At 70.0% G+C, this 19,529-nt stretch carries 18 protein-coding genes; 12 read left to right on the forward strand and 6 right to left on the reverse strand.

Annotated elements, in window-relative coordinates; all coding sequences use genetic code 11:
- Positions 1-18 precede the first annotated feature (18 nt).
- The 3 genes from E5671_RS16300 (at position 19) to E5671_RS16310 (ending at position 1,530) form a co-directional block, all read left to right on the forward strand.
- Complete coding sequence (locus E5671_RS16300) at positions 19-531, forward strand: pyridoxamine 5'-phosphate oxidase family protein (protein WP_160504707.1); 513 nt, start codon at positions 19-21, stop codon at positions 529-531.
- A 78-nt stretch (positions 532-609) separates the two neighbouring features.
- On the forward strand, positions 610-1,041 hold the full coding sequence (locus E5671_RS16305; RefSeq protein WP_160504708.1) for a VOC family protein: 432 nt from the start codon (positions 610-612) through the stop codon (positions 1,039-1,041).
- 54 nt (positions 1,042-1,095) lie between these two features.
- On the forward strand, positions 1,096-1,530 hold the full coding sequence (locus tag E5671_RS16310; protein WP_160504709.1) for a VOC family protein: 435 nt from the start codon (positions 1,096-1,098) through the stop codon (positions 1,528-1,530).
- A 126-nt stretch (positions 1,531-1,656) separates the two neighbouring features.
- Here the strand turns inward: E5671_RS16310 and E5671_RS16315 are convergent, their stop codons facing one another.
- Positions 1,657-3,018: a glutamine synthetase family protein gene (locus E5671_RS16315; RefSeq protein WP_160504710.1), complete on the reverse strand. Its 1,362-nt coding sequence runs from the start codon at positions 3,016-3,018 to the stop codon at positions 1,657-1,659.
- A 305-nt stretch (positions 3,019-3,323) separates the two neighbouring features.
- On the opposite strand from E5671_RS16315, the gene E5671_RS16320 reads away from it, so the two are divergent.
- The gene (locus E5671_RS16320; RefSeq protein ID WP_160504711.1) at positions 3,324-3,989 is read left to right on the forward strand and encodes a DUF3105 domain-containing protein; all 666 of its coding nucleotides are present in this window, start codon (positions 3,324-3,326) and stop codon (positions 3,987-3,989) included.
- Positions 3,986-4,609 carry a DUF305 domain-containing protein gene (locus E5671_RS16325; protein ID WP_160504712.1) on the forward strand — a complete coding sequence of 208 codons (624 nt, stop codon included), beginning with the start codon at positions 3,986-3,988 and terminating at the stop codon, positions 4,607-4,609. The genes E5671_RS16320 and E5671_RS16325 overlap by 4 nt, the downstream gene beginning before the upstream one ends.
- A gap of 135 nt (positions 4,610-4,744) precedes the next feature.
- On the opposite strand, the gene E5671_RS16330 is transcribed toward E5671_RS16325, so the two are convergent.
- Entirely contained in the window at positions 4,745-5,716 is a 972-nt protein-coding gene (locus E5671_RS16330) for a hydroxyacid dehydrogenase (RefSeq protein WP_160510217.1), read from the reverse strand.
- 347 nt (positions 5,717-6,063) lie between these two features.
- Between E5671_RS16330 and E5671_RS16335 the strand changes: the two genes are divergently transcribed.
- From E5671_RS16335 to E5671_RS16350, 4 genes are all read left to right on the forward strand, one after another.
- A complete protein-coding gene (locus E5671_RS16335; protein ID WP_160504713.1) occupies positions 6,064-6,918 on the forward strand; it encodes an ABC transporter permease in 855 nt (284 codons plus the stop codon).
- A gap of 83 nt (positions 6,919-7,001) precedes the next feature.
- A complete protein-coding gene (locus E5671_RS16340) occupies positions 7,002-7,865 on the forward strand; it encodes a carbohydrate ABC transporter permease (RefSeq protein WP_160510218.1) in 864 nt (287 codons plus the stop codon).
- A gap of 49 nt (positions 7,866-7,914) precedes the next feature.
- Positions 7,915-9,552, forward strand: coding sequence for an extracellular solute-binding protein (locus tag E5671_RS16345; RefSeq protein WP_160504714.1), 1,638 nt, complete (start codon positions 7,915-7,917; stop codon positions 9,550-9,552).
- A gap of 117 nt (positions 9,553-9,669) precedes the next feature.
- Complete coding sequence (locus tag E5671_RS16350; RefSeq protein ID WP_160504715.1) at positions 9,670-10,734, forward strand: substrate-binding domain-containing protein; 1,065 nt, start codon at positions 9,670-9,672, stop codon at positions 10,732-10,734.
- A 376-nt stretch (positions 10,735-11,110) separates the two neighbouring features.
- On the opposite strand, the gene E5671_RS16355 is transcribed toward E5671_RS16350, so the two are convergent.
- Positions 11,111-11,932, reverse strand: a complete 822-nt coding sequence (locus E5671_RS16355) for an alpha/beta fold hydrolase (protein WP_160504716.1) — start codon at positions 11,930-11,932, stop codon at positions 11,111-11,113.
- Entirely contained in the window at positions 11,929-12,618 is a 690-nt protein-coding gene (locus E5671_RS16360; protein WP_160504717.1) for a DUF998 domain-containing protein, read from the reverse strand. The genes E5671_RS16355 and E5671_RS16360 overlap by 4 nt, the downstream gene beginning before the upstream one ends.
- Before the next feature lie 188 nt (positions 12,619-12,806).
- Between E5671_RS16360 and E5671_RS16365 the strand changes: the two genes are divergently transcribed.
- From E5671_RS16365 to E5671_RS16375, 3 genes are all read left to right on the forward strand, one after another.
- The gene (locus tag E5671_RS16365; RefSeq protein ID WP_160504718.1) at positions 12,807-13,286 is read left to right on the forward strand and encodes a DUF6153 family protein; all 480 of its coding nucleotides are present in this window, start codon (positions 12,807-12,809) and stop codon (positions 13,284-13,286) included.
- A gap of 134 nt (positions 13,287-13,420) precedes the next feature.
- Positions 13,421-15,064 (forward strand): multicopper oxidase family protein, encoded by a 1,644-nt coding sequence (locus E5671_RS16370; RefSeq protein WP_237330174.1) that lies wholly within the window; start codon positions 13,421-13,423, stop codon positions 15,062-15,064.
- A 112-nt stretch (positions 15,065-15,176) separates the two neighbouring features.
- A complete protein-coding gene (locus E5671_RS16375; RefSeq protein ID WP_160504719.1) occupies positions 15,177-16,931 on the forward strand; it encodes an NAD+ synthase in 1,755 nt (584 codons plus the stop codon).
- Between the two features lie 68 nt (positions 16,932-16,999).
- Here the strand turns inward: E5671_RS16375 and E5671_RS16380 are convergent, their stop codons facing one another.
- On the reverse strand, positions 17,000-18,214 hold the full coding sequence (locus E5671_RS16380; protein ID WP_160504720.1) for an MFS transporter: 1,215 nt from the start codon (positions 18,212-18,214) through the stop codon (positions 17,000-17,002).
- Positions 18,215-18,403: 189 nt separating this feature from the next.
- Positions 18,404-19,426, reverse strand: coding sequence for an endonuclease/exonuclease/phosphatase family protein (locus tag E5671_RS16385; protein ID WP_160504721.1), 1,023 nt, complete (start codon positions 19,424-19,426; stop codon positions 18,404-18,406).
- Between the last annotated feature and the right edge of the window lie 103 nt (positions 19,427-19,529).

Genomic DNA, 19,529 nt, shown 5'->3' on the forward strand with positions numbered 1-19,529 from the left:
GCGTTCAGGAGGCGGACCATGCCGAGCAAGGAACCCCGTACGGAACTGGATTCCCGGTACAGCAGCACGGGAGCGGTAGCGACCCCGTGGGCCGACGCCGTGCGGCAGCTGAAGGCCGCCGAGCTCTTCTGGATCTCGTCCGTACGCCCCGACGGGCGCCCGCACGTCACACCGCTGCCCGCGGTCTGGCTGGACGGGGCGCTGCACTTCTGCACGGGCCCCGATGAGCGCAAGGCGCGGAACGTGGCGGCCAACCCCGAGGTCGTGCTGACCACGGGCGTCAACCTCTGGGACAAGGGCCACGATCTGGTCGTCGAGGGCTCCGCGGTCCGGATCACCGACGAGGACAGGCTGCGGCGCCTCGCGGCGGCATGGGAGGAGAAGTACGGCAGCTTCTGGCACTACGAGGTGCGGGACGGCTGCTTCCACCACGGGGCCGGCCACGCGTACGTCTTCGAGGTGGCCCCCCGCACCGCGTTCGGCTTCGGCAAGGGGGAGCCGTTCAGCCAGACGCGCTGGCGCTTCACGTGACGCACGAGAAGAGACCTGAGAAGACAGCCGACCCGAGAAAACAGCCGACCCGAGAAGACAGCCGAGGAGAACCACCTGATGGACTGGACACTCGAAGTGGTGATGGTCCCTGTCGCCGACATGGACCGCGCCAAGGACTTCTACGAGCACAAGTGCGGCTTCAAGGCGGACCTGGACACGGCGATCGCCCCGGGCGTGCGCGTCATGCAGTTCACCCCGCCCGGCTCGCGCTGCTCGTTCGCCATGATGACCGGCATGCCGCCCGCTCCCGGCGTCTCGGAGATGACGCCGGGCTCGCTGCACGGCCTGCAGCTGTGCGTCACGGACATCGTGGCCGCGCGGGCCGAGCTCGCGGAGCGCGGCGTGGACGTCACGCCCGTCCTGCACGTGGGCGCCGAAGGCTGGGCCGAGGGGACGGGCGGGACGTGGAACGGCTTCTGTTTCTTCAAGGATCCGGACGGAAACGGCTGGGCGGTGCAGGAGGCTCCGAGTCCGCTTTCGGAGCGGTGACATGGGGTGCGGCGTCGCGCTGACAGGGCCATCGCGCCCTGATGTACTCGGCGCATGGAATACACACTCGAGGTGATCCCGCTCCCTGTCAGTGACGTCGACCGGGCCATGGAGTTCTACCGCGACAAGCTCGGCTTCCACGTGGACATCGACCAGGAGGTCATGCCGGGCATGCGCATCGTCCAGCTGACCCCGCCGGGGTCCGGCTGTTCCATCGCCCTCGCCGACACCCTCTGGGACACGATGGACGGACCGACCCCGGCCCCCGGTTCCTACCAGGGCCTTCAACTGTGCGTCGCCGACGCGAAGGCGGCGCACGCCGAGCTGACGGCGCGCGGCCTGGACGTCACGGAGCCGGTGGCTCACGCGCCGCAGGACGGCGGCACGTTCATGTACTTCAAGGACCCGGACGGCAATGGCTGGGCGATCCAGGAGTACCGGGTCCGCGGGACTACGCCACTGCGGGAGGCGATCGTCAGCGCCCCGTAAGGGGCGCGGGGAACTGCGCGCTCAGCCAACGAAAAGCCGCAGTCGCGTCTGCCGGGACACCGAGCAGATGCGACTGCGGCTTTTCTGTGGTTGCTCGCGCAGTTCCCCGCGCCCCTTCCAGGGGCTTTACAGCACCGGGAGGTTCTTCCTCAGCTCGAAGGCCGTCACCTCTGACCTGTACTCCTCCCACTCCTGCTTCTTGTTCCGGAGGAAAAAGTCGTACACGTGCTCGCCGAGCGTCTCGGCGACCAGTTCCGACCGCTCCATCAGAGCAATCGCCTCGCCCAGGTTCTGCGGCAGCGGCTCGATGCCCATCGCGCGGCGTTCGGCGTCCGAGAGGGCCCAGACGTCGTCGTCGGCGCCCGGCGGGAGCTCGTAGCCCTCCTCGATGCCCTTGAGGCCCGCGGCGAGCAGCACCGCGTACGTCAGGTACGGGTTCGCGCCCGAGTCGATCGAGCGGACCTCCACCCGTGCCGAGCCGGTCTTGCCGGGCTTGTACATCGGGACGCGGATCAGCGCCGAGCGGTTGTTGTGGCCCCAGCAGATGTACGAGGGTGCCTCGCCGCCCGCGCCCGCCGTGCGCTCCGAGCCGCCCCAGATGCGCTTGTAGGAGTTCACCCACTGGTTGGTGACCGCGGAGATCTCGGCCGCGTGCTTCAGGAGGCCCGCGATGAAGGAGCGGCCGACCTTGGAGAGCTGGTACTCGGAGCCGGACTCGTAGAAGGCGTTGCGGTCGCCCTCGAAGAGGGAGAGGTGCGTGTGCATGCCCGAGCCGGGGTGCTCGGAGAACGGTTTCGGCATGAACGTCGCGTTCACGCCCTGCTCCAGCGCGACCTGCTTCATGACCAGGCGGAACGTCATGATGTTGTCGGCCGTGGAGAGCGCGTCCGCGTAACGGAGGTCGATCTCCTGCTGGCCTGGCGCGCCCTCGTGGTGGCTGAACTCGACCGAGATGCCCATGGATTCGAGCATCGTGATGGCCTGGCGGCGGAAGTCCATCCCGACGTTCTGCGGGGTGTGGTCGAAGTAGCCGGAGTTGTCGGCGGGGGTGGGCCGCGAGCCGTCCAGCGGCTTGTCCTTCAGGAGGAAGAACTCGATCTCGGGGTGGGTGTAAAAGGTGAACCCGAGGTCGGAGGTCTTCGCCAGGGCCCGCTTCAGGACGTAACGCGGGTCGGCGAAGGACGGGGAGCCGTCCGGCATGAGGATGTCGCAGAACATGCGGGCGGTGCCGGGGGCCTCCGCGCGCCAGGGCAGGACCTGGAACGTCGACGGGTCCGGCTTGGCGATCATGTCCGACTCGTACACCCGGGCGAATCCCTCGATTGCCGAGCCGTCGAAGCCGATGCCCTCGTCGAAGGCCTGCTCCAGCTCGGCGGGAGCCACCGCGACCGATTTCAGGAAGCCGAGGACATCCGTGAACCACAGGCGTACGAACCGGATGTCGCGCTCCTCCAGTGTCCGGAGCACGAATTCCTGCTGCTTGTCCATCTTCCGCTTCCACCCATCATTGCTGGTCAGGCCGCCTGCGTCCGCGCCGTGTTCGAGCTGTCTCCTCGTCTGGGGACGCATCGGGGCACATGAGCATCCCACCACACCGTTTCGGGCGCGTTGCGGGCCATGTGCCGCCCTGTGCCCATAGTGCCTGCTGATCGGCGCGCCCGTAACAGCGGGCGGCTCAGACTGCCCCTACAGCCCGCGACGCTCGCCCATTACGATCAGCGAACCGCACCACCATGTTCCGCCAGCGCGTCCCGCCCTTTCCGTCGTATCGCCGTATCGCCGAAGGACACATCATGGGTTCCGCCAAGAACACGAGCGCCGCTTCCCGCAAGGCCCGGATAGAGGAGATGCGCCGGGCAGAGCGCGCACGCGATCGCCGTGGCCGCGCCATCACGATCACTCTCAGCGCGGTGGTGGTCGCCGCGCTCGCCGTGGGCGGTGTGGTCCTCTTCCAGCAGGCCGACGACGACTCCGGCACGGTCGCCGACGGGAACGCCGCGCCGAAGTTCAAGACGACCGCGGACGGCGAGAAGGTCTGGGACGCGAAGAAGCTGGGCCGTACGCACGTCACCAAGGACGTCAGCTACTCGATGACCCCGCCGGTGGGCGGCGACCACGACCAGGCGTGGATGAACTGCAACGGCGACGTCTACAAGGACGAGATCCCGGAGCGCCACGCCGTGCACTCCCTGGAGCACGGGGCCGTCTGGGTGACGTACAACGACAAGGCGAAGGCCGCGGACCTGAAGAAGCTGGAGCAGAAGGTCAAGCAGACGCCGTACTCGCTGATGAGTCCCGTCAAGGACCAGAAGGACCCGGTCACGCTGACGGCCTGGGGCCACCAGCGCACGGTGACCGGCGCGTCCGACCCGAAGGTCGCCTCCTTCTTCTCCACGTACGTGCAGGGCAAGCAGACCCCTGAGCCGGGGGCCGCCTGCACGGGTGGCAAGTCCCAGTGAGGCGGCGCACCTGCTGGGTGGTCGGGGCCCTCGCGGCGGTGGCCGTGGCCGGCGGCGGGATCACCGTCGCGGTCGCCTCGTCGGACGGCTCGTCCGGCACGTCGTCCCCCGCCACGGAGTCGGCCGACGCGGGCTTCGCCCGGGACATGGCGACGCATCACCAGCAGGCCGTGGAGATGTCGTACATCGTGCGCGACCGCACGAAGGACGAGGAGATCCGTCGCCTCGCGTACGACATCGCCCAGACGCAGGCGAACCAGCGGGGCATGCTGCTCGGCTGGCTCGACCTGTGGGAGCTGCCGAAGGTGCCCGAGCGGGCGCCGATGGAGTGGATGGGGATGGGGGACATGCCGCCGGGCAAGGACGGCGCGCTGATGCCGGGGATGGCGACGAACACCGAGCTCAAGGAGCTCGGGAAGCTGCGGGGGCGGGCTGCTGAGGTGCGGTACCTCCAGCTGATGACCGAGCACCACAAGGGCGGGGTCCATATGGCCCAGGGGTGTGTGGAGCGGTGCGAGGTGGGGGCGGAGGTGCGGCTTGCTCGGGGGATGGTGGAGTCGCAGGAGTCGGAGATGGAGCTGATGGCGGACTTGCTGAAGGCGCGGGGAGCAAAGCCGTAATTCTCCCCAACCCCGCCCCTTCCCGAAAACCTGCTTGGCGCGGAGCCCCAGGTAGGCCCGGGGTGCAGGCACGCCACGCGGCGGAGCCGCAAATGTCACTGTCGGGAAGGGGCGGGGTTGGGGAAAAGAAACCGCTCACGCCATCCGCGGCAACTCCTCCCGCAACAACCGCCCCCGCAGCTCCTCCCCCCGCACGAACCTCTCCACCTCCCCCACCGCGAACTCCCCGAGCCGCCGCACCTCACTCCCCTGCGCCCCCGCGACATGCGGAGTGACCAGCACATTCGGCAGCACCAGCAAGGGATGCCCCACGGGCAGCGGCTCGGGGTCCGTCACGTCCAGGAACGCGTCCAGGCGCCCCGCCCCGCACTCCCTGGCCAGTGCCTCCGTGTCGAGAAGTGAGCCGCGCGCCGTGTTGATGACGGTGCCCCCGTCGGGGATCAGCTTGAGCATCTCCTCGCTCACCATGCCCCGCGTCTCGGGCAGTTGGGGCGCGTGGACGCTGACGATCGAGCTGCGCCTGCACAGCTCCGAGAGGTCGACCAGTTCCACGCCGAGTCCGGCGGCCTCCTCCCCCGTGACGTAGGGGTCGGTCAGCAGTACGCGCCAGCCCACGTCGGACGCGCGCAGCGCCGCGATCACACCCCTCCCGATGCGGGACGCGCCGATGATGCCGATGGTGCGGGCGTCGGCGCCCGTCCGCTCGGTGAACGATGGCCACCCGGCGGCGTAGCCCGCCGCGGTCGGCAGCGCGCCCTTCGCCGCGAAGGTGATCGCGGCGAGCGTGTAGGCCACGACGGGCCCCGCGTTGGCGTCGGCCGCCGATGAGACGACCACGCCCCGGTCCCACAGCGCGTCCGTCACCACGGGTTTCACGGATCCGGCGGCGTGCACGAGGGCCCGGAGCCGAGGGGCGCCTGCGAGGACATCCGCCGTGATGGGCGGGCAGTTCCAGCCGGTGACCAGGATCTCCGCGTCGGCGAGCACCGCGAGCGCCCCGGTCCCGGTGAGCGACCCGGTGAGCAGGGCGGGCGCCAACTCCACGCTGCGCGCGAGGCGTTCGCGGATGTCGGGCGCGAACACCCGGTCCGCCACGTCCGCGCTCATGGCGAGCACCGCGTTCAGTCGGCCTTTCAACTCTGCCTGGTCTGCCACGCGTGACCATCCCTCGTAGTAACCGGTTACCCAACAGCGCCTGGAGGCTAGGCCGAAGTCGGGACAGCGGTCAAGAGATCGCCGGGCCAAGGGGGTTGACCGGGGTTAGTAACCGCTTTAGATTCCGGTCACCTTGTTCCGACAACGGAGGGGCTGCCGTGTCAGCGGTGACGAAGGAACGGACGGAAACCGAGGCGGTGAAGCCGCCCGGCAAGCGCAGTAACAGGCCAAATGGCAACAAAATCAAGCGTGATGAGCGATGGAAACGGTTTCGCTCCTCGCGAGTCCTGCTGCTGCTCATGGTGCCGGGGGTCGCGTACTTCCTGGTGTTCCACTACGGCGCGTTCATCGGGAACGCCGTCGCCTTCAAGGAGTACGTCCCCTTCGACGGCCTCTGGGCCAGCCCCTGGGTCGGCTTCGAGAACTTCGACCGGATGTTCGGCGACCCGGACTTCTGGCACGCGACCTGGAACACGCTCTTCCTCGCGGTACTCCAGCTGGTCTTCTTCTTCCCGGTCCCGCTCGGCCTGGCCCTGCTCCTGCACAGCCTGACCTCGGACCTGACGCGGCGCTTCGTGCAGTCGGTGGTCTACCTGCCGCACTTCCTGTCGTGGGTCATCGTCGTCGCCCTGTTCCAGCAGGTGCTCGCCGACACCGGGCTGCTCAACTCCGTCCTGGGGCAGGCGGGTCTGACTTCCGTCGACATCATCGGCAACCCTGACGCGTACCCGGCGCTCGTCGTCGCGCAAGTCGTCTGGAAGGACGCCGGCTGGGGCACGATCATCTTCCTCGCCGCGCTGATGCAGGTGGACGAGCAGCAGTACGAGGCCGCCGCGATCGACGGGGCCGGCCCCTTGCGCCGCTTCTGGCACGTGACGCTGCCGTCGATCCGGCCGGTCGTCATCCTGCTCCTGATCATGCGGCTCGGCGACATCCTCTCCGTCGGCTTCGAACAGATGCTGCTGCAACGGCAGTCGGTCGGGCCCGAGGCCGGTGAGGTGCTCGACACCTTCGTCTTCTGGCAGGGCATCGTCGGCGGCGACACCGGATACGCCGCGGCGGCGGGCCTGTTCAAGGGCGTGGTCGGCGCGATTCTCGTCTTCGCGGCCAACAAGGTCGCCCATCGCCTCGGCGAGCAGGGGGTCTACAAGTGAGCACGAGCACGAAAACCGCCGCGATACGCCCCGGACGTCCTGCGCGTCGCGCACGCCCCGCACGCCCCCCGCGCCCCTCCTGGATGGAGAAGCCGAAGCCCGTCACCCAGGTGGCCAAGGCCCTCGCCATCGTCACCATCCTGGTCATGGTCTTCGTGCCGTTCCTGGTCATCGTCTCGACGTCGTTCGCCTCCAACCGCGAGGTCATCGCCAACGGCGGCTGGGTCCTGTGGCCGACGCACCCGACCCTGCGCGCCTACGAGCAGGTCTTCGCGGGCGGCATCGTCACCAAGGCGCTCGGCGTCAGCGCCGGCATCACCGTCATCGGGACCCTCGCCTCGCTCGCGTGCACGACGTTCCTCGCGTACGCGCTGAGCCGCCCCAAGGTGTACGGCGGCAAGCCGATCCTGCTGATCGTCCTGTTCACCTTCCTCTTCCCGCCCGGCATGATCCCCGCGTTCCTGCTGGTCAAGGGCATGGGGATGCTGGAGAGTTACAGCGCCCTGATCGTCCCCGTCCTCATCAACGTCTTCAATCTGGTCGTCCTGCGCGGCTTCTTCCAGGGCGTGCCCGAGGAGCTGTACGAGGCGGCGCGGCTCGACGGCGCGAACGACTGGCAGATCCTGTGGCGGGTCGTGCTGCCGCTCTCCAAGGCGGCTCTCGCCGTCGTCGGCCTCTTCTACGCGGTGAGCTACTGGAACGCCTGGTTCCATGCCTCGATCTACCTGGAGTCCGACCACTGGCCGCTCCAGCAGGTCCTGCGTACGTACGTCATGGGCGGATCGCAGATCGCGGACACCGGGCTGAGCGACGCGGCGAACGTCTCGGCCCCGCAGACGATGCAGATGGCCGTTCTGGTGATCGCCACCGTGCCGATCCTGATCGTCTACCCCTTCCTGCAGAAGTACTTCACCAAGGGCGTGCTCACAGGCGCCATCAAGAGCTGAGCCAACTCCCCCGCATCTCCGAAAGGTTGACACTGTGTCCGGTTCCTCGATGTCGCGCCGTACGCTGCTGCGCTCCATAGCCGTCGGCGGCGCCGCGGTCGCGGCCCCCTCCCTGCTCACCGCCTGCTCCACCGACTCGGGCGGCGGCGGTTCGGTCAGTAACGCCAACAAGAAGGCGGCGCCCTGGCCGACGTACACGCCGGCCAAGGGCCCGACGCCCGACCTCGCGCCCAGCGCCGATGGCGTACAGCCCGGGTTCACCAAGTACCCCCAGAAGCTGGTCGCCGCGACGGCCGAGAAGCCGGGCACCGGCAAGCAGAAGATCAAGGTCATGACCATCACCTACGGCACCCCGCCGAAGCCGGTCGGATCGAACAAGTACTGGCAGGCGATGAACGAGGCCCTCGGCGTCGAGGTCGAGTTCTCCGTGGTGCCCGACGCGGACTTCCGCTCCAAGATGTCCACCCTGATGTCCGGTGACGACCTGCCCGACATGATCAACTTCGGTGGCGGCTACGTCCTGCCGCGCGAGTCGCAGTTCGTGAAGTCGCGGTGCGCGGACCTCTCGGAGCACCTGTCCGGGGACGCGGTCAAGGACTACCCGAACCTCGCCAACATCCCCACGTACGCCTGGGAGGGCATGGGCCGCGTCGCCGGGCGCATCTACGGCCTCCCCGTCGAGCGTGCCAAGGTGCAGGGCGCGATGTTCATCAACCGCGAGGCCTTCGACAGGGCGGGTTACAAGCCGGGCATGGCGGCGGCCGACTTCCAGGCGATGGCTCGCGAGGCCTCGCGGAACAAGAAGTCCGCGCTCGGCGCCTCGTCGGTCGGCTTCTTCGGCTACCTCTACCACGCGATGTGGCACGGCGCGCCGAACCAGTGGCAGATCAAGAACGGCAAGGTCACCGACATGTACGGGACCGACGAGTTCAGGGCCGCCCTGGAGTACATGTCCAAGCTGCGCAAGGCGGGCTCGTACAACTCCGACGCCACCTCGATCTCCCAGGTCGACCTCAAGACGCAGTTCTACAACGGCACGGTCCGCTCGATGACGGACGGCTGGGGCGCGGCGATCTCCAACGCGCAAGGCATCAAGGACGAGTTCACGCTGGACGCCGCCGTGCCGTACGTGGTCGACGGCGTGACGCCCGTCTACCAGCAGAACCGCGGCTGTTTCGGCTACACCGTCATCAAGAAGGCCTCCAAGGACCGCGTCAAGCTGATGCTGCGGGTCCTCGACTGGCTGGCGTCGCCGTTCGGCTCCAAGGAGTACGAGCTGATGCACTCGGGCGTCGAGGGCACACACTTCGAGTACGACAAGAGCGGTGACCCGATCCCCACCTCGCTCGGCCTGGTGGAGAACCGGACGAACCTCCCCTTCGCCTACCTCATGGACGCGCCGCAGCCGCTGTACTTCCCCGGGTTCGCCGATCTCACCAAGCGGCTGCACACGTGGGAGAAGGCAGTCGTGCCGAACCTCGTCCGTGACGACCACTGGGGCCTGATGTCGGACACGTACAACCGGCAGGGCGCGTCCATGCAGCAGGTCGTCGAGGACGGTGTCACGGCGATCGTCTCCGGCCGCAAGAAGCTGTCCGACTGGGACGCCGTCTACAAGAAGTGGCAGACGCAGGGCGGCGAGAAGGCGCGCGAGGAGTTCGCGAAGGAGTACGAAGCCGCGCACTGATCCGGCGGGGGCGCGGGATGATGGTCCGGGGCGGGAGGCCGCCGTGGGGGCAGCTGCTGTGAGGACAACCCCGATGGGGGCAACACCGCCCCGGATACTGCTACTTGAGGAGACAGTGTGGGTGAGCGAGTCACCATCCGCGATGTGGCGGCGCGGGCGGGCGTCTCGGTCGCGACCGTCTCGCGGGTCCTCGCGGGCAACTACCCGACGTCGACGGCGTCGCGGGCGAAGGTGTTGAGGGCCGTCAAGGACCTCGACTACGTCGCCAACGCGCATGCGCGCGCTTTGGCGGGCGCGGGCCGCAAGACGATCGCGGTGCTCATGTTCGAGTTGGTGAGCTCCTTCTACGCGCATGTCGCACACGGGGTCGAGATGGAGGCCGCCCAGCGGGGCAGGCTCACCCTGGTCGCGTCGACGGGCAGCGATCCGGCCCGCGAGCTCGCTCTGGTGCAGATGATGCGCGAACAGGCCGCAGAGGCCGTGGTGTTGGTCGGCGGCGTCATCGAGGACGACGAGTACCGCGAGCGGATGGCGCGGTACGCGGAGGCCCTCGCCGCGGCGGGCTCCCGGCTTGTGCTGTGCGGGCGTCCGGCGCCGGCGCCGGATGTCCCCGCGCTGGTCGTCGAGTACGACAACGAGGCGGGCGCGTACGCGATCACGAGCCACCTGCTGGGCGCGGGCCACCGCAAGATAGCCCTGATCGGCTACCAGCCAGGCCACACCACGGGCGAGGACCGTGTCGCCGGCTACCTGCGGGCGCTGGCCGACCACGGGGTGCCGCGCGATGAGGCGATCCTGCACGGCATCGGCTTCGGACAGAACCACGGGTACGAGGCGATCATGGACCTCCTCAAGAAGGCGGACGGCAGGCCGGACTTCACGGCGGTGTTCGCGGGCGACGACAGGGTGGCGGCGGCCACGGTGATCGCGCTGCGGGAGCACGGGCTGCGGGTGCCGGAGGACATCTCGGTGGTCGGCTACAACGACGACCCCGTGGCGGCGGACATCACCCCCGGCCTGACGACGGTGCACATCCCCGCGGAGGAGATGGGCAGAACGGCGGTCCGCCTCGCTCTGGCGGGGGCGCCTCGGGCGGGCCAGGAGAGGCATCTGCTGGGGACGCACATTGTGATCCGGGAGAGTGTGCGGGGGCTCCGGGGGAGCCGGGGGGCCACTTCCTAGTGGCCCTGCGGTATCTCTTCCGGGGGCGGGGGCTTCGGGGGGCGCTTGTCTGGGTGGCCCGGCGGTATCCCCTGAACCGCCGCTGCGCGGCGGGTGTCTCCCACCCACCCGCCCGACCCCCCGCAGCCGCCTCCGCCCGAACAAGCCTTTCCCGCCCACCCACCCGATTGCCCGGTCGCGGGTCGTGGGCCACGGCGCCTGGCAGCCCGTTTCCACTGCCGGGTGATCAGGTGGGTGGGTGGGAAGAACGCCGCGAAGCGGCGACCCAGGGCCGGGAGCCGCACGAACAGCACGCACCGCACCCGCACCCACGTGGCCAATGTGCGCTGCCGGGTAACGGGTAGGTGGGTGGGAAAAACCGGCGCGGAGCGCTGGGTCAGGGGGCGTCGCCGGGGGCAAGGACCGCCTCCGCCACGCCCCCCGGGGCGTCCCGCATCACCAGATGGCCCGAAGGTTCCGCGACGCGGAAGGTCGCGTCCAGGGAGGCGGCCAGGGCCCGCTGCCGGGCCAGCCACCTCACCCCCGCACCCCCGGAGTACGCAGCAAGCACCGTCACGGGCAGCCCCCGGAGAGGGAACTCCCGCCGCAGAGCTGTGAGTTGCAGCGCGGCGTCGCCGTAGGTGGCGTACTCCAGAAGCGACCCCCGCAGCACACGGCTCGACCCGTAGACCTGCCCCACCGCAGCCGCCGACGCCACGTCACCCCGCACCGCCACCCTCCGAAGGAGCGGACCCACCGCCCGCGGCAGCCCCGCCCCGCTCAGCACCGCCCCCACCATCCGCGCCGCCCCCACCCGCACCCCACGCGGCACCCGCACCCGCGGTCGTTCCTCGACGCTGGAGTCGACCAGGACCAGGCCCGACGTCCGCTCCGGGAAGAGGCGGGCGAAGGCCTCGCAGTGGAAGCCCGCGAGCGAGTGGCCGACCACCGTGGCGGGACAGCCGCCGAAGCCCACCGCGCCCAGGACCCGCGCAATCCGCTCGGCCTCGCCCACCAACGTGGGCGCCACGCGCGCGTGCCCGCTCAGCCCCGCCCCCGGCCGGTCGAAGCGGACGATCGTCCGCCACGGGGCGAGCAGTTCCACCACCGGGTCCCAGTCGAACCACGCGAGACCGAGCCCCGAACTCAGCACGCACACCGGCCCGCTCCCCGTCACCCGTACGTGGTGCGGCACTCCCCCGATCCGTACGAAACTCACCCGCGCCGCACCACCGCACGCGCGAGCAGGCCCAGCCAGACCGCGATCAGCAGCACCTGGAGCCGCTGCCCCACCCCAAGACCCCACGTGCCGTGCCCCGCGTCGAAGGCGGCGACAGCGGCCAACGTCCAGGCGGTGGCGGCCAGTTCGAGGAGTACGAGGAGGAGGGCGAGGGAGCCCGCGAGGGAGGGCGGGAATCCGTACCTCCGGGCCGTGAGCGTCAGCGCCACCATCCCCACCAGCGCCCCCGTCACCGCGACACTGCTGCTCACCGCGTGCGCCTCGTGCGCCGCGGGCACGAGCCCCGCGCCCTCCCTGGCCACGCAGGCCGCGTCGGCGGTCGGCGCGCAGCTCAGCGGCAGCCGGGAGTCCACGGCGGTGGCCGCCCCGAACAGGCCGAGCCCCGCCCACCCCACGACCGTGCTCCACCGTCGCGGCAGCCACAGCAGCGCGCCCACCGCGCCCGCGAGGATCAGCAGCCCGGCGGTCAGGTCGGCCGTGCGGAACAGCGTGCCGTACGGCTGGTCCTGGGCGGCGAGTTCACTGACGTACGAACTCAGCGGCGAGAGCCCCGTGCCGAGGAAGGCTTCGAGGATCCACGTGCTGTAAGCGACCGCGCCGAGTGCCAGGAGCGCCGAGACGGCGATGGCGCGGGCGGGGCGGGGCTCCGTCGGTGTGGGGGGCACGGCAGTGGACTCGGCTGGGAGGACGGCGCTAGTCGGCGGCAGCACGCGTGGTCCCCGGCGAGGGACGCAGGCCCTCAACAGGTGATGTGGTCTGCGCCGGTTTGTACGTAGTCGTCATGGGCTCATGATCAGTGGAGTGCCGGGGGCCCGCATGTCGCGGGATACCCGCCGGGGGTAAGCTTTCGCCCATGGCGGCCCTGAAGAGATCAGCGAACGGCGGCAGGCAGCTCGTGCTGCTCGCGGCGCTGCTCTTCGGCATCGTGACGATGCATACGCTGGGCCATCCGACCAGCCACTCGTCGAGCCCCACGCCAGGCCACTCGTCGAGCCACGTGCCGAGCCACCCGAGCGGGCCCGAACAGGCCGCCGCCCGGCATGAGATGAGCTCGGGCGAATCGGCGCCACCGGAGATGCCCGAAGTCACCGGCCACGCGCGCGTGGCGACAGCCGTGGGCGAAGGGCTCGGCATGGACGGGATGGACCCGCTGTCCGTCTGCCTGGCCGTCCTCGCCGCACTCACCCTCGTCCTGCTGCTGAAGGCGGGCCTGCTGCGGCCCGGCGGCTTCGCCGTCCCCGCGCGTGCGCTCGCCCGGCTGCTCGACGGGCTGCGGCCCAATCCGCCGCCGCCTCGCATACTCCTCTCCCACCTCTCAGTGCTGCGCATTTAGGCCGACGCACCGGCTGCTTCACGCTGCCCGCGTCCTGGTGGGCCCTTGATGGGAACCTCCGGGCGTCGAGCGGTGTACCAGAAGCAGCAGATGCGCCCATCTGCACGCACCACTACGACGAGGTGTACTCAGCCATGCGCAATCAACCCCTGCGCACCCCTTCGCGCCGCGCCCTGCTCGGCGCCGCGACCGCAGTCGCCGGTTCGGGAATCCTGACGGCCTGTTCCGGCTCCGGCTCCGGTTCGGACTCCGGCCACGCCGGACACGGCAGCGGCTCCGCACCCAAGGACAAGCCCGAGGGCTATGTCGACCCCGCAGGCGAGGAAGTAGCCACCTCGGAGAAGAAGCGAGCCGGCGGCGGCACGGTCCGTGAGGTGAAGCTCATGGCCATGAAGGCCAAGCTCGACCTCGGCGGCCGCACGGTCAACACCTGGGCGTACGGCGACCGGCTGCCCGGCAAGGAAGTCCGCGTCACCGCGGGCGACACCCTCGCCCTCACGCTCGCCAACCACCTCCCCCAGGCCACGTCCCTGCACTGGCACGGCCTGGCCCTGCGCAACGACATGGACGGCGTCCCCGGCCTCACCCAGAAGAGCATCAAGCCGGGCGCCGACTTCACCTACCGGTTCGCGGTGCCGCACCCGGGGACGTACTGGTTCCATCCCCACTCGGGCACACAGCAGGACCGCGGTCTGTACGCACCACTGATCGTCGAGGACCCCAAGGAGCCCTTGAAGTACGACAAGGAGTGGGTCGTCGTCCTGGACGACTGGGTCGACGGCGTGGACGGCTCGACACCGGACGCCGTGCTCGCGGAGCTCGGCAAGGGCATGAGCGGCCACGACATGGGCGGCGGCATGGACCACAGCGGCCACTCCATGTCGAACATGTCGCTGCGCACCGACGCGTCCCCCAAGCCGAAGCCCACCCCGGGCTCCTCCGGCCCCTCCCGCATGATGATGGGCGCCAAGAGCGACCTGCTGGGCGGCGACGCGGGCGACGTCGCCTACCCGCACTACTTGATCAACGGCCGCACACCGGACGCCCCTTCCTCCTTCAAGGCCCGCCCCGGCGACCGCATCCGCCTGCGCATCATCAACGCGGGCGGTGACACGGCCTTCCGGGTGGCGCTCGGCGGCCACGAGATGACGGTGACGCACACGGACGGCTTCCCGGTGGAGCACGCGAAGACGGACGCGCTGCTGCTCGGCATGGGCGAGCGCTATGACGTCCTGGTCACCGCCAAGGACGGCGCGTTCCCGCTGACGGCGGCGGCCGAGGGCAAGAAGGCAGCAGCCCTGGCAGTCCTCCGCACGGGCGGCGGCGCGACCCCCGCTCCCTCGACCCGCCCCAAGGAGCTGAAGGGCCGCCTCCTGACGGCGGACAAGCTGCGGGCGGCACGGTCGGTGGCACTCCCGTCCCGTGAGCCGGACCGCACGATCAGGCTCCGGCTGACCGGCGGAATGGCGAAGTACGACTGGGCCTTCGACAAGAAGCCGTACTCCCCCGACCGCCGCCACCCGATCCGCGCGGGCGAACGGGTCCGCCTGGTCTTCGCCAACTCGACGACGATGTGGCACCCGATCCACCTGCACGGCCACACCTTCACCCTGGCGAACACACCGAACGGCCCCCGCAAGGACACCGCGATCATCTTGCCGAACGGCACCCTGACGGTGGACTTCGAAGCCGACAACCCGGGCCTGTGGATGATCCACTGCCACAACGTGTACCACTCGGAGGCAGGAATGATGACGGTCCTGGGCTACCGCAGCTGACCACCCCCAGCTGTCGCAGCTGACCGGCGGCCGGCCCGTGGGGCGTCCCAGTGGGGCGCCCCACACCCTCCCTGCAGGGCATCGCGTCGCTCTGACGATTACACTGGGCTCCGTGCCTCAACTACGCCTCGCCCTGAATCAGATCGACTCGACCGTCGGCGATCTCGCCGGGAACGTCGAGGCGATCGTCCATTGGACCCGGCACTCCGCCGAGCAGGGAGCGCACCTCGTCGCGTTCCCCGAGATGGCGCTGACCGGCTATCCCGTCGAGGACCTGGCCCTGCGGTCGTCCTTCGTCGACGCCTCACGGGAGGCGCTGCGCGCGCTCGCCGTGCGTCTTGACGACGAGGGGTACGGCGAGCTGCCGGTCGTCGTCGGCTATCTCGACCGCACGGAGGAGGCCAAGCCGAAGTACGGCCAGCCCGCGGGCGCCCCGCGTGACGCCGCCGCCGTGCTGCACCGCGGCGAGGCCATCCTGACGTACTCCAAGCACCACCTGCCGAACTACGGCGTCTTCGACGAGTTCCGCTACTTCGTGCCGGGCGAGACCCTGCCGATCCTGCGCGTGCACGGCGTCGACGTCGCGCTCGCCATCTGCGAGGACCTCTGGCAGGACGGCGGCCGCGTCCCCGCGACGCGCACCGCGGGCGCGGGTCTTCTGCTCTCCATCAACGCCTCGCCGTACGAGCAGAACAAGGACGACGTACGGCTCGAGCTGGTGCGCAAGCGTGCGCAGGAGGCCGGCTGCACCACCGCCTACCTCGCCATGATCGGCGGCCAGGACGAGATCGTCTTCGACGGTGACTCGGTCGTCGTGGACCGGGACGGCGAAGTCATCGCGCGGGCCCCGCAGTTCGCCGAGGGCTGCGTGGTCCTCGACCTGGATCTGCCGGCCGCCGCCCCCCAGCCGCCGTCGGGCATCGTGGACGACGGGCTGCGCATCGAGCACGTCACCGTCTCCGAGGAGCCCCTGGCCGCGTACGAGCCGGAACTCACCGGCGGGTACGCCGAGCGGCTCGACGACGACGAAGAGGTGTACTCGGCGCTGGTCGTGGGGCTGCGTGCGTACGCCGCGAAGAACGGCTTCAGCAGCGTCCTGATCGGCCTCTCCGGAGGCATCGACTCCGCCATCACCGCCGCGATCGCCTGCGACGCGCTCGGCGCGCAGAACGTGTACGGCGTCGCCATGCCGTCGCGCTACTCCTCGGACCACTCCATCAGTGACGCGGAGGAGCTTGCCCGGCGTACGGGGCTGAACTTCCGTACCGTGCCGATCGCCCCGATGTTCGACGCGTACATGGGGTCGCTCGGCCTCACCGGGCTCGCCGAGGAGAACCTCCAGTCGCGGCTGCGCGGCACGATGCTGATGGCCATCTCCAACCAGGAGGGCCACATCGTCCTCGCGCCGGGCAACAAGTCCGAGCTCGCGGTGGGGTATTCGACGCTCTACGGCGACTCGGTCGGGGCGTACGGGCCGATCAAGGACGTCTACAAGTCCCTGATCTTCCGGCTCGCCGAGTGGCGCAACCGCGCGGCCGTCGACCGCGGCCAGACGCCGCCGATCCCCGAGAACTCCATCAGCAAGCCGCCGAGCGCGGAGCTGCGCCCCGACCAGGTGGACACGGACTCGCTGCCGGACTATCCGGTGCTCGACGGGATCCTGGCGCTCTACGTCGACCGCGACCAGGGCGCGGACGCGATCGTCGCCGCCGGGTACGACCGGGAGCTCGTCGTGAAGACGCTGCGGATGGTCGACACCGCCGAGTACAAGCGGCGGCAGTACCCGCCGGGCACGAAGATCTCCGCGAAGGGGTTCGGCAAGGACCGGCGCCTTCCGATCACCAATCGTTGGCGGGAGTCTGTCTGACCCCCGGGGTGGGCGGGCTGATCCTGTACCGCCGCTTCGCGGCGGATCTTTCCCGCCCACCCACCCGATTACCCGGCGTGAGACGTCTCTCGAAGGGGCTCGCCCGAAGCCACGAGCCGCTCACTGCCAACCGCGGGCGACCGCAGGTCCACCAGATACGCCACCGCGGCCACCCCGAGGCCGAGCACGGCAAGACCCGCGCCCACCACCGCCGGAGAGGTGACCCCGAAGCCCGCGGCGAGCGCGAGACCGCCGACCCACGCGCCTCCCGCGTTGGCGAGGTTGAACGCGGCCTGGTTGGCGGAGGAGGCCAGGGACGGGGCCGCCGACGCCTTCTCCATGACCATCAGCTGCAGGGGCGACCCCGTCGTGAACGCGGCCATGCCGAGCAGCGTCACCGCGAGCGCCGCGCTCCACGCCGTCCCCATCAGGACCGGGAACAGGGCGAGGACCACGACGAGGGCCGTGAGCCCGCCGAAGAGCGTGCCCCGCAGGGAGTGGTCGGCGAGGCGGCCGCCGAGAAGGTTGCCCGCGGTCGCGCCGACACCGAACAGCGCGAGCAGCAACGTAACGCTGGATTCGGCGTAGCCCGCGGCGTCGGTCAGCATCGGCGTCACATAGCTGTACGCGGAGAACAGCGCTCCGAAGCCCGCCACGGTCGTGCCGAGTGCGAGCCAGACCGGAACGCTGCGCAGGGCCCGGAGCTCCCCGCGCAGACCGCCGCTCTCGCCGTGGCCGTGGTCGGCGGGGACGAGGAGGGCAAGCGCGGCGATCGCCGCGAGGCCGATCGCGCTGACCGCGAGGAACGTCGCGCGCCAGCCGAGCTGCTGTCCCATCGCCGTGGCGACGGGCACGCCCACGATGTTGGCGACGGTCAGGCCGAGGAACATGAGCGAGACCGAGCGTGCCTTGCGCTCGGGGGCCACGAGGCCGGTCGCGACCACGGCGCCGACGCCGAAGAACGCGCCGTGCGGGAGGCCGCTCAGGAAGCGGGCGGCCATCAGCCAGTGGTAGTCGGGCGCCGCGGCCGACAGCGCGTTGCCCGTGACGAAGAGCACCATCAGGCCGATGAGGACCCGGCGGCGCGGCATGCGCGCGGTGACCGCGGCGAGCAGCGGGGCGCCGATGACGACACCCAGGGCGTACGCCGAGACCAGGTGTCCTGCGGTGGGGATGGATATGTGCAGGTCGTCCGCGACGTTGGGCAGCAGGCCCATCATCACGAACTCGGTCGTGCCGATGCCGAAGGCGCCCACGGCGAGGGCGAGCAGGGCCAGGGGCATGAAGAACCTTCCGGGGGAGCGCATGAGGGAGTGGAGTTCCGTAAGTTTACGTACGGAACAAAGTCTCTCAGGCCCAGTATTCCGTGAGGTTACGAGCGGATGTGCCGCGCGCCAAGAACAGCCGCCCCAGCGGCCACATCCAGCCCAGCGGTCACATCCGGCCCGGGGCTGGCCCTGTCGTCAAACTCCCTAGAGCTCGACGCGCGCCGCGATCGGCAAGTGATCGCTGCCCGTCTCCGGGAGCGTCCACGACGACAGCGGCTCGACGCCCTTCACCATGATCTGGTCGATCCGCGCCATCGGGAACGACGCGGGCCAGCTGAAGCCGAAGCCGTCGCCCGCCGCGCCCTGCGTGGAGCGCATCTGCGAGGTGACCGCGTTCAGGGCCCGGTCGTTCATCGTGCCGTTCAGATCCCCGAGCAGCACGACCTTGGAGACCTGCTCGTCGGCGATCGCCTCGCCCAGCGCGTCCGCGCTGTCGTCACGCTGGTTGGCGGTGAAGCCCGCGTCCAGCTTGACCCGCACCGACGGCAGGTGGGCGACGTAGACGGCGACCTCGCCCTTGGGGCTGTTGACCGTCGTCCGCATCGCGCGCGTCCAGCCCAGCTTGATGTCGACGGGCTTGGTGCCGGTCAGGGGGTACTTGCTCCACAGACCGACCGTGCCCTGCACCGAGTGGTACTTGTACGTGCCGGCAAGCGCCTTCTCGTACGTCGGCACGGCGTCCGCCGTGAGCTCCTCGAGCGCCACGACGTCGGCGCCGGAAGCGGCGACGTCACGGGCGGTGCCCGCCGGGTCGGCGTTCTCCGCGTTCACGTTGTGGGTGGCGACCGTCAGATCGCCGCCGGCGGCGGACTTGCCGGTGATCAGACCGCCGAAGGAGCTGACCCAGATGACCGCGGGCAGCAGCACGGCGATCAGCGCCGTGGCGGACTTGCGGACGAAGCCGATGACGAGCAGCACCGGGATCAGGACGCCGAGCCAGGGCAGGAACGTCTCGATGAGGCTGCCGAGGTTGCCGACGCCGTTCGGGATCTGCGCGTGGAAGAGCATCACCAGGGCGAGCAGCACCGCGACACCGGCCGTGACGAGCCCACGCCTCCAGATGCCCCGGTCGCCCCGCCATCCGTCGGCCAGGCGCCGGAACCGAGACCCCTGGCGGTCAGGTTCCGAGCCGCCGCTGCCCGTCTCCGTCACATACGCCTGCGCCATACGCTCGTCGCCTCACTGGTGCCGTGCAACCGTCCTCGCCCCTGAAACCCTAGGCGATGATCCGGTGTCTCCCCGCCGTCCGTGACGGCCGTACGGGACGAGG

Source organism: Streptomyces sp. BA2, from assembly GCF_009769735.1.
In the GTDB taxonomy this organism is placed as follows: domain Bacteria; phylum Actinomycetota; class Actinomycetes; order Streptomycetales; family Streptomycetaceae; genus Streptomyces.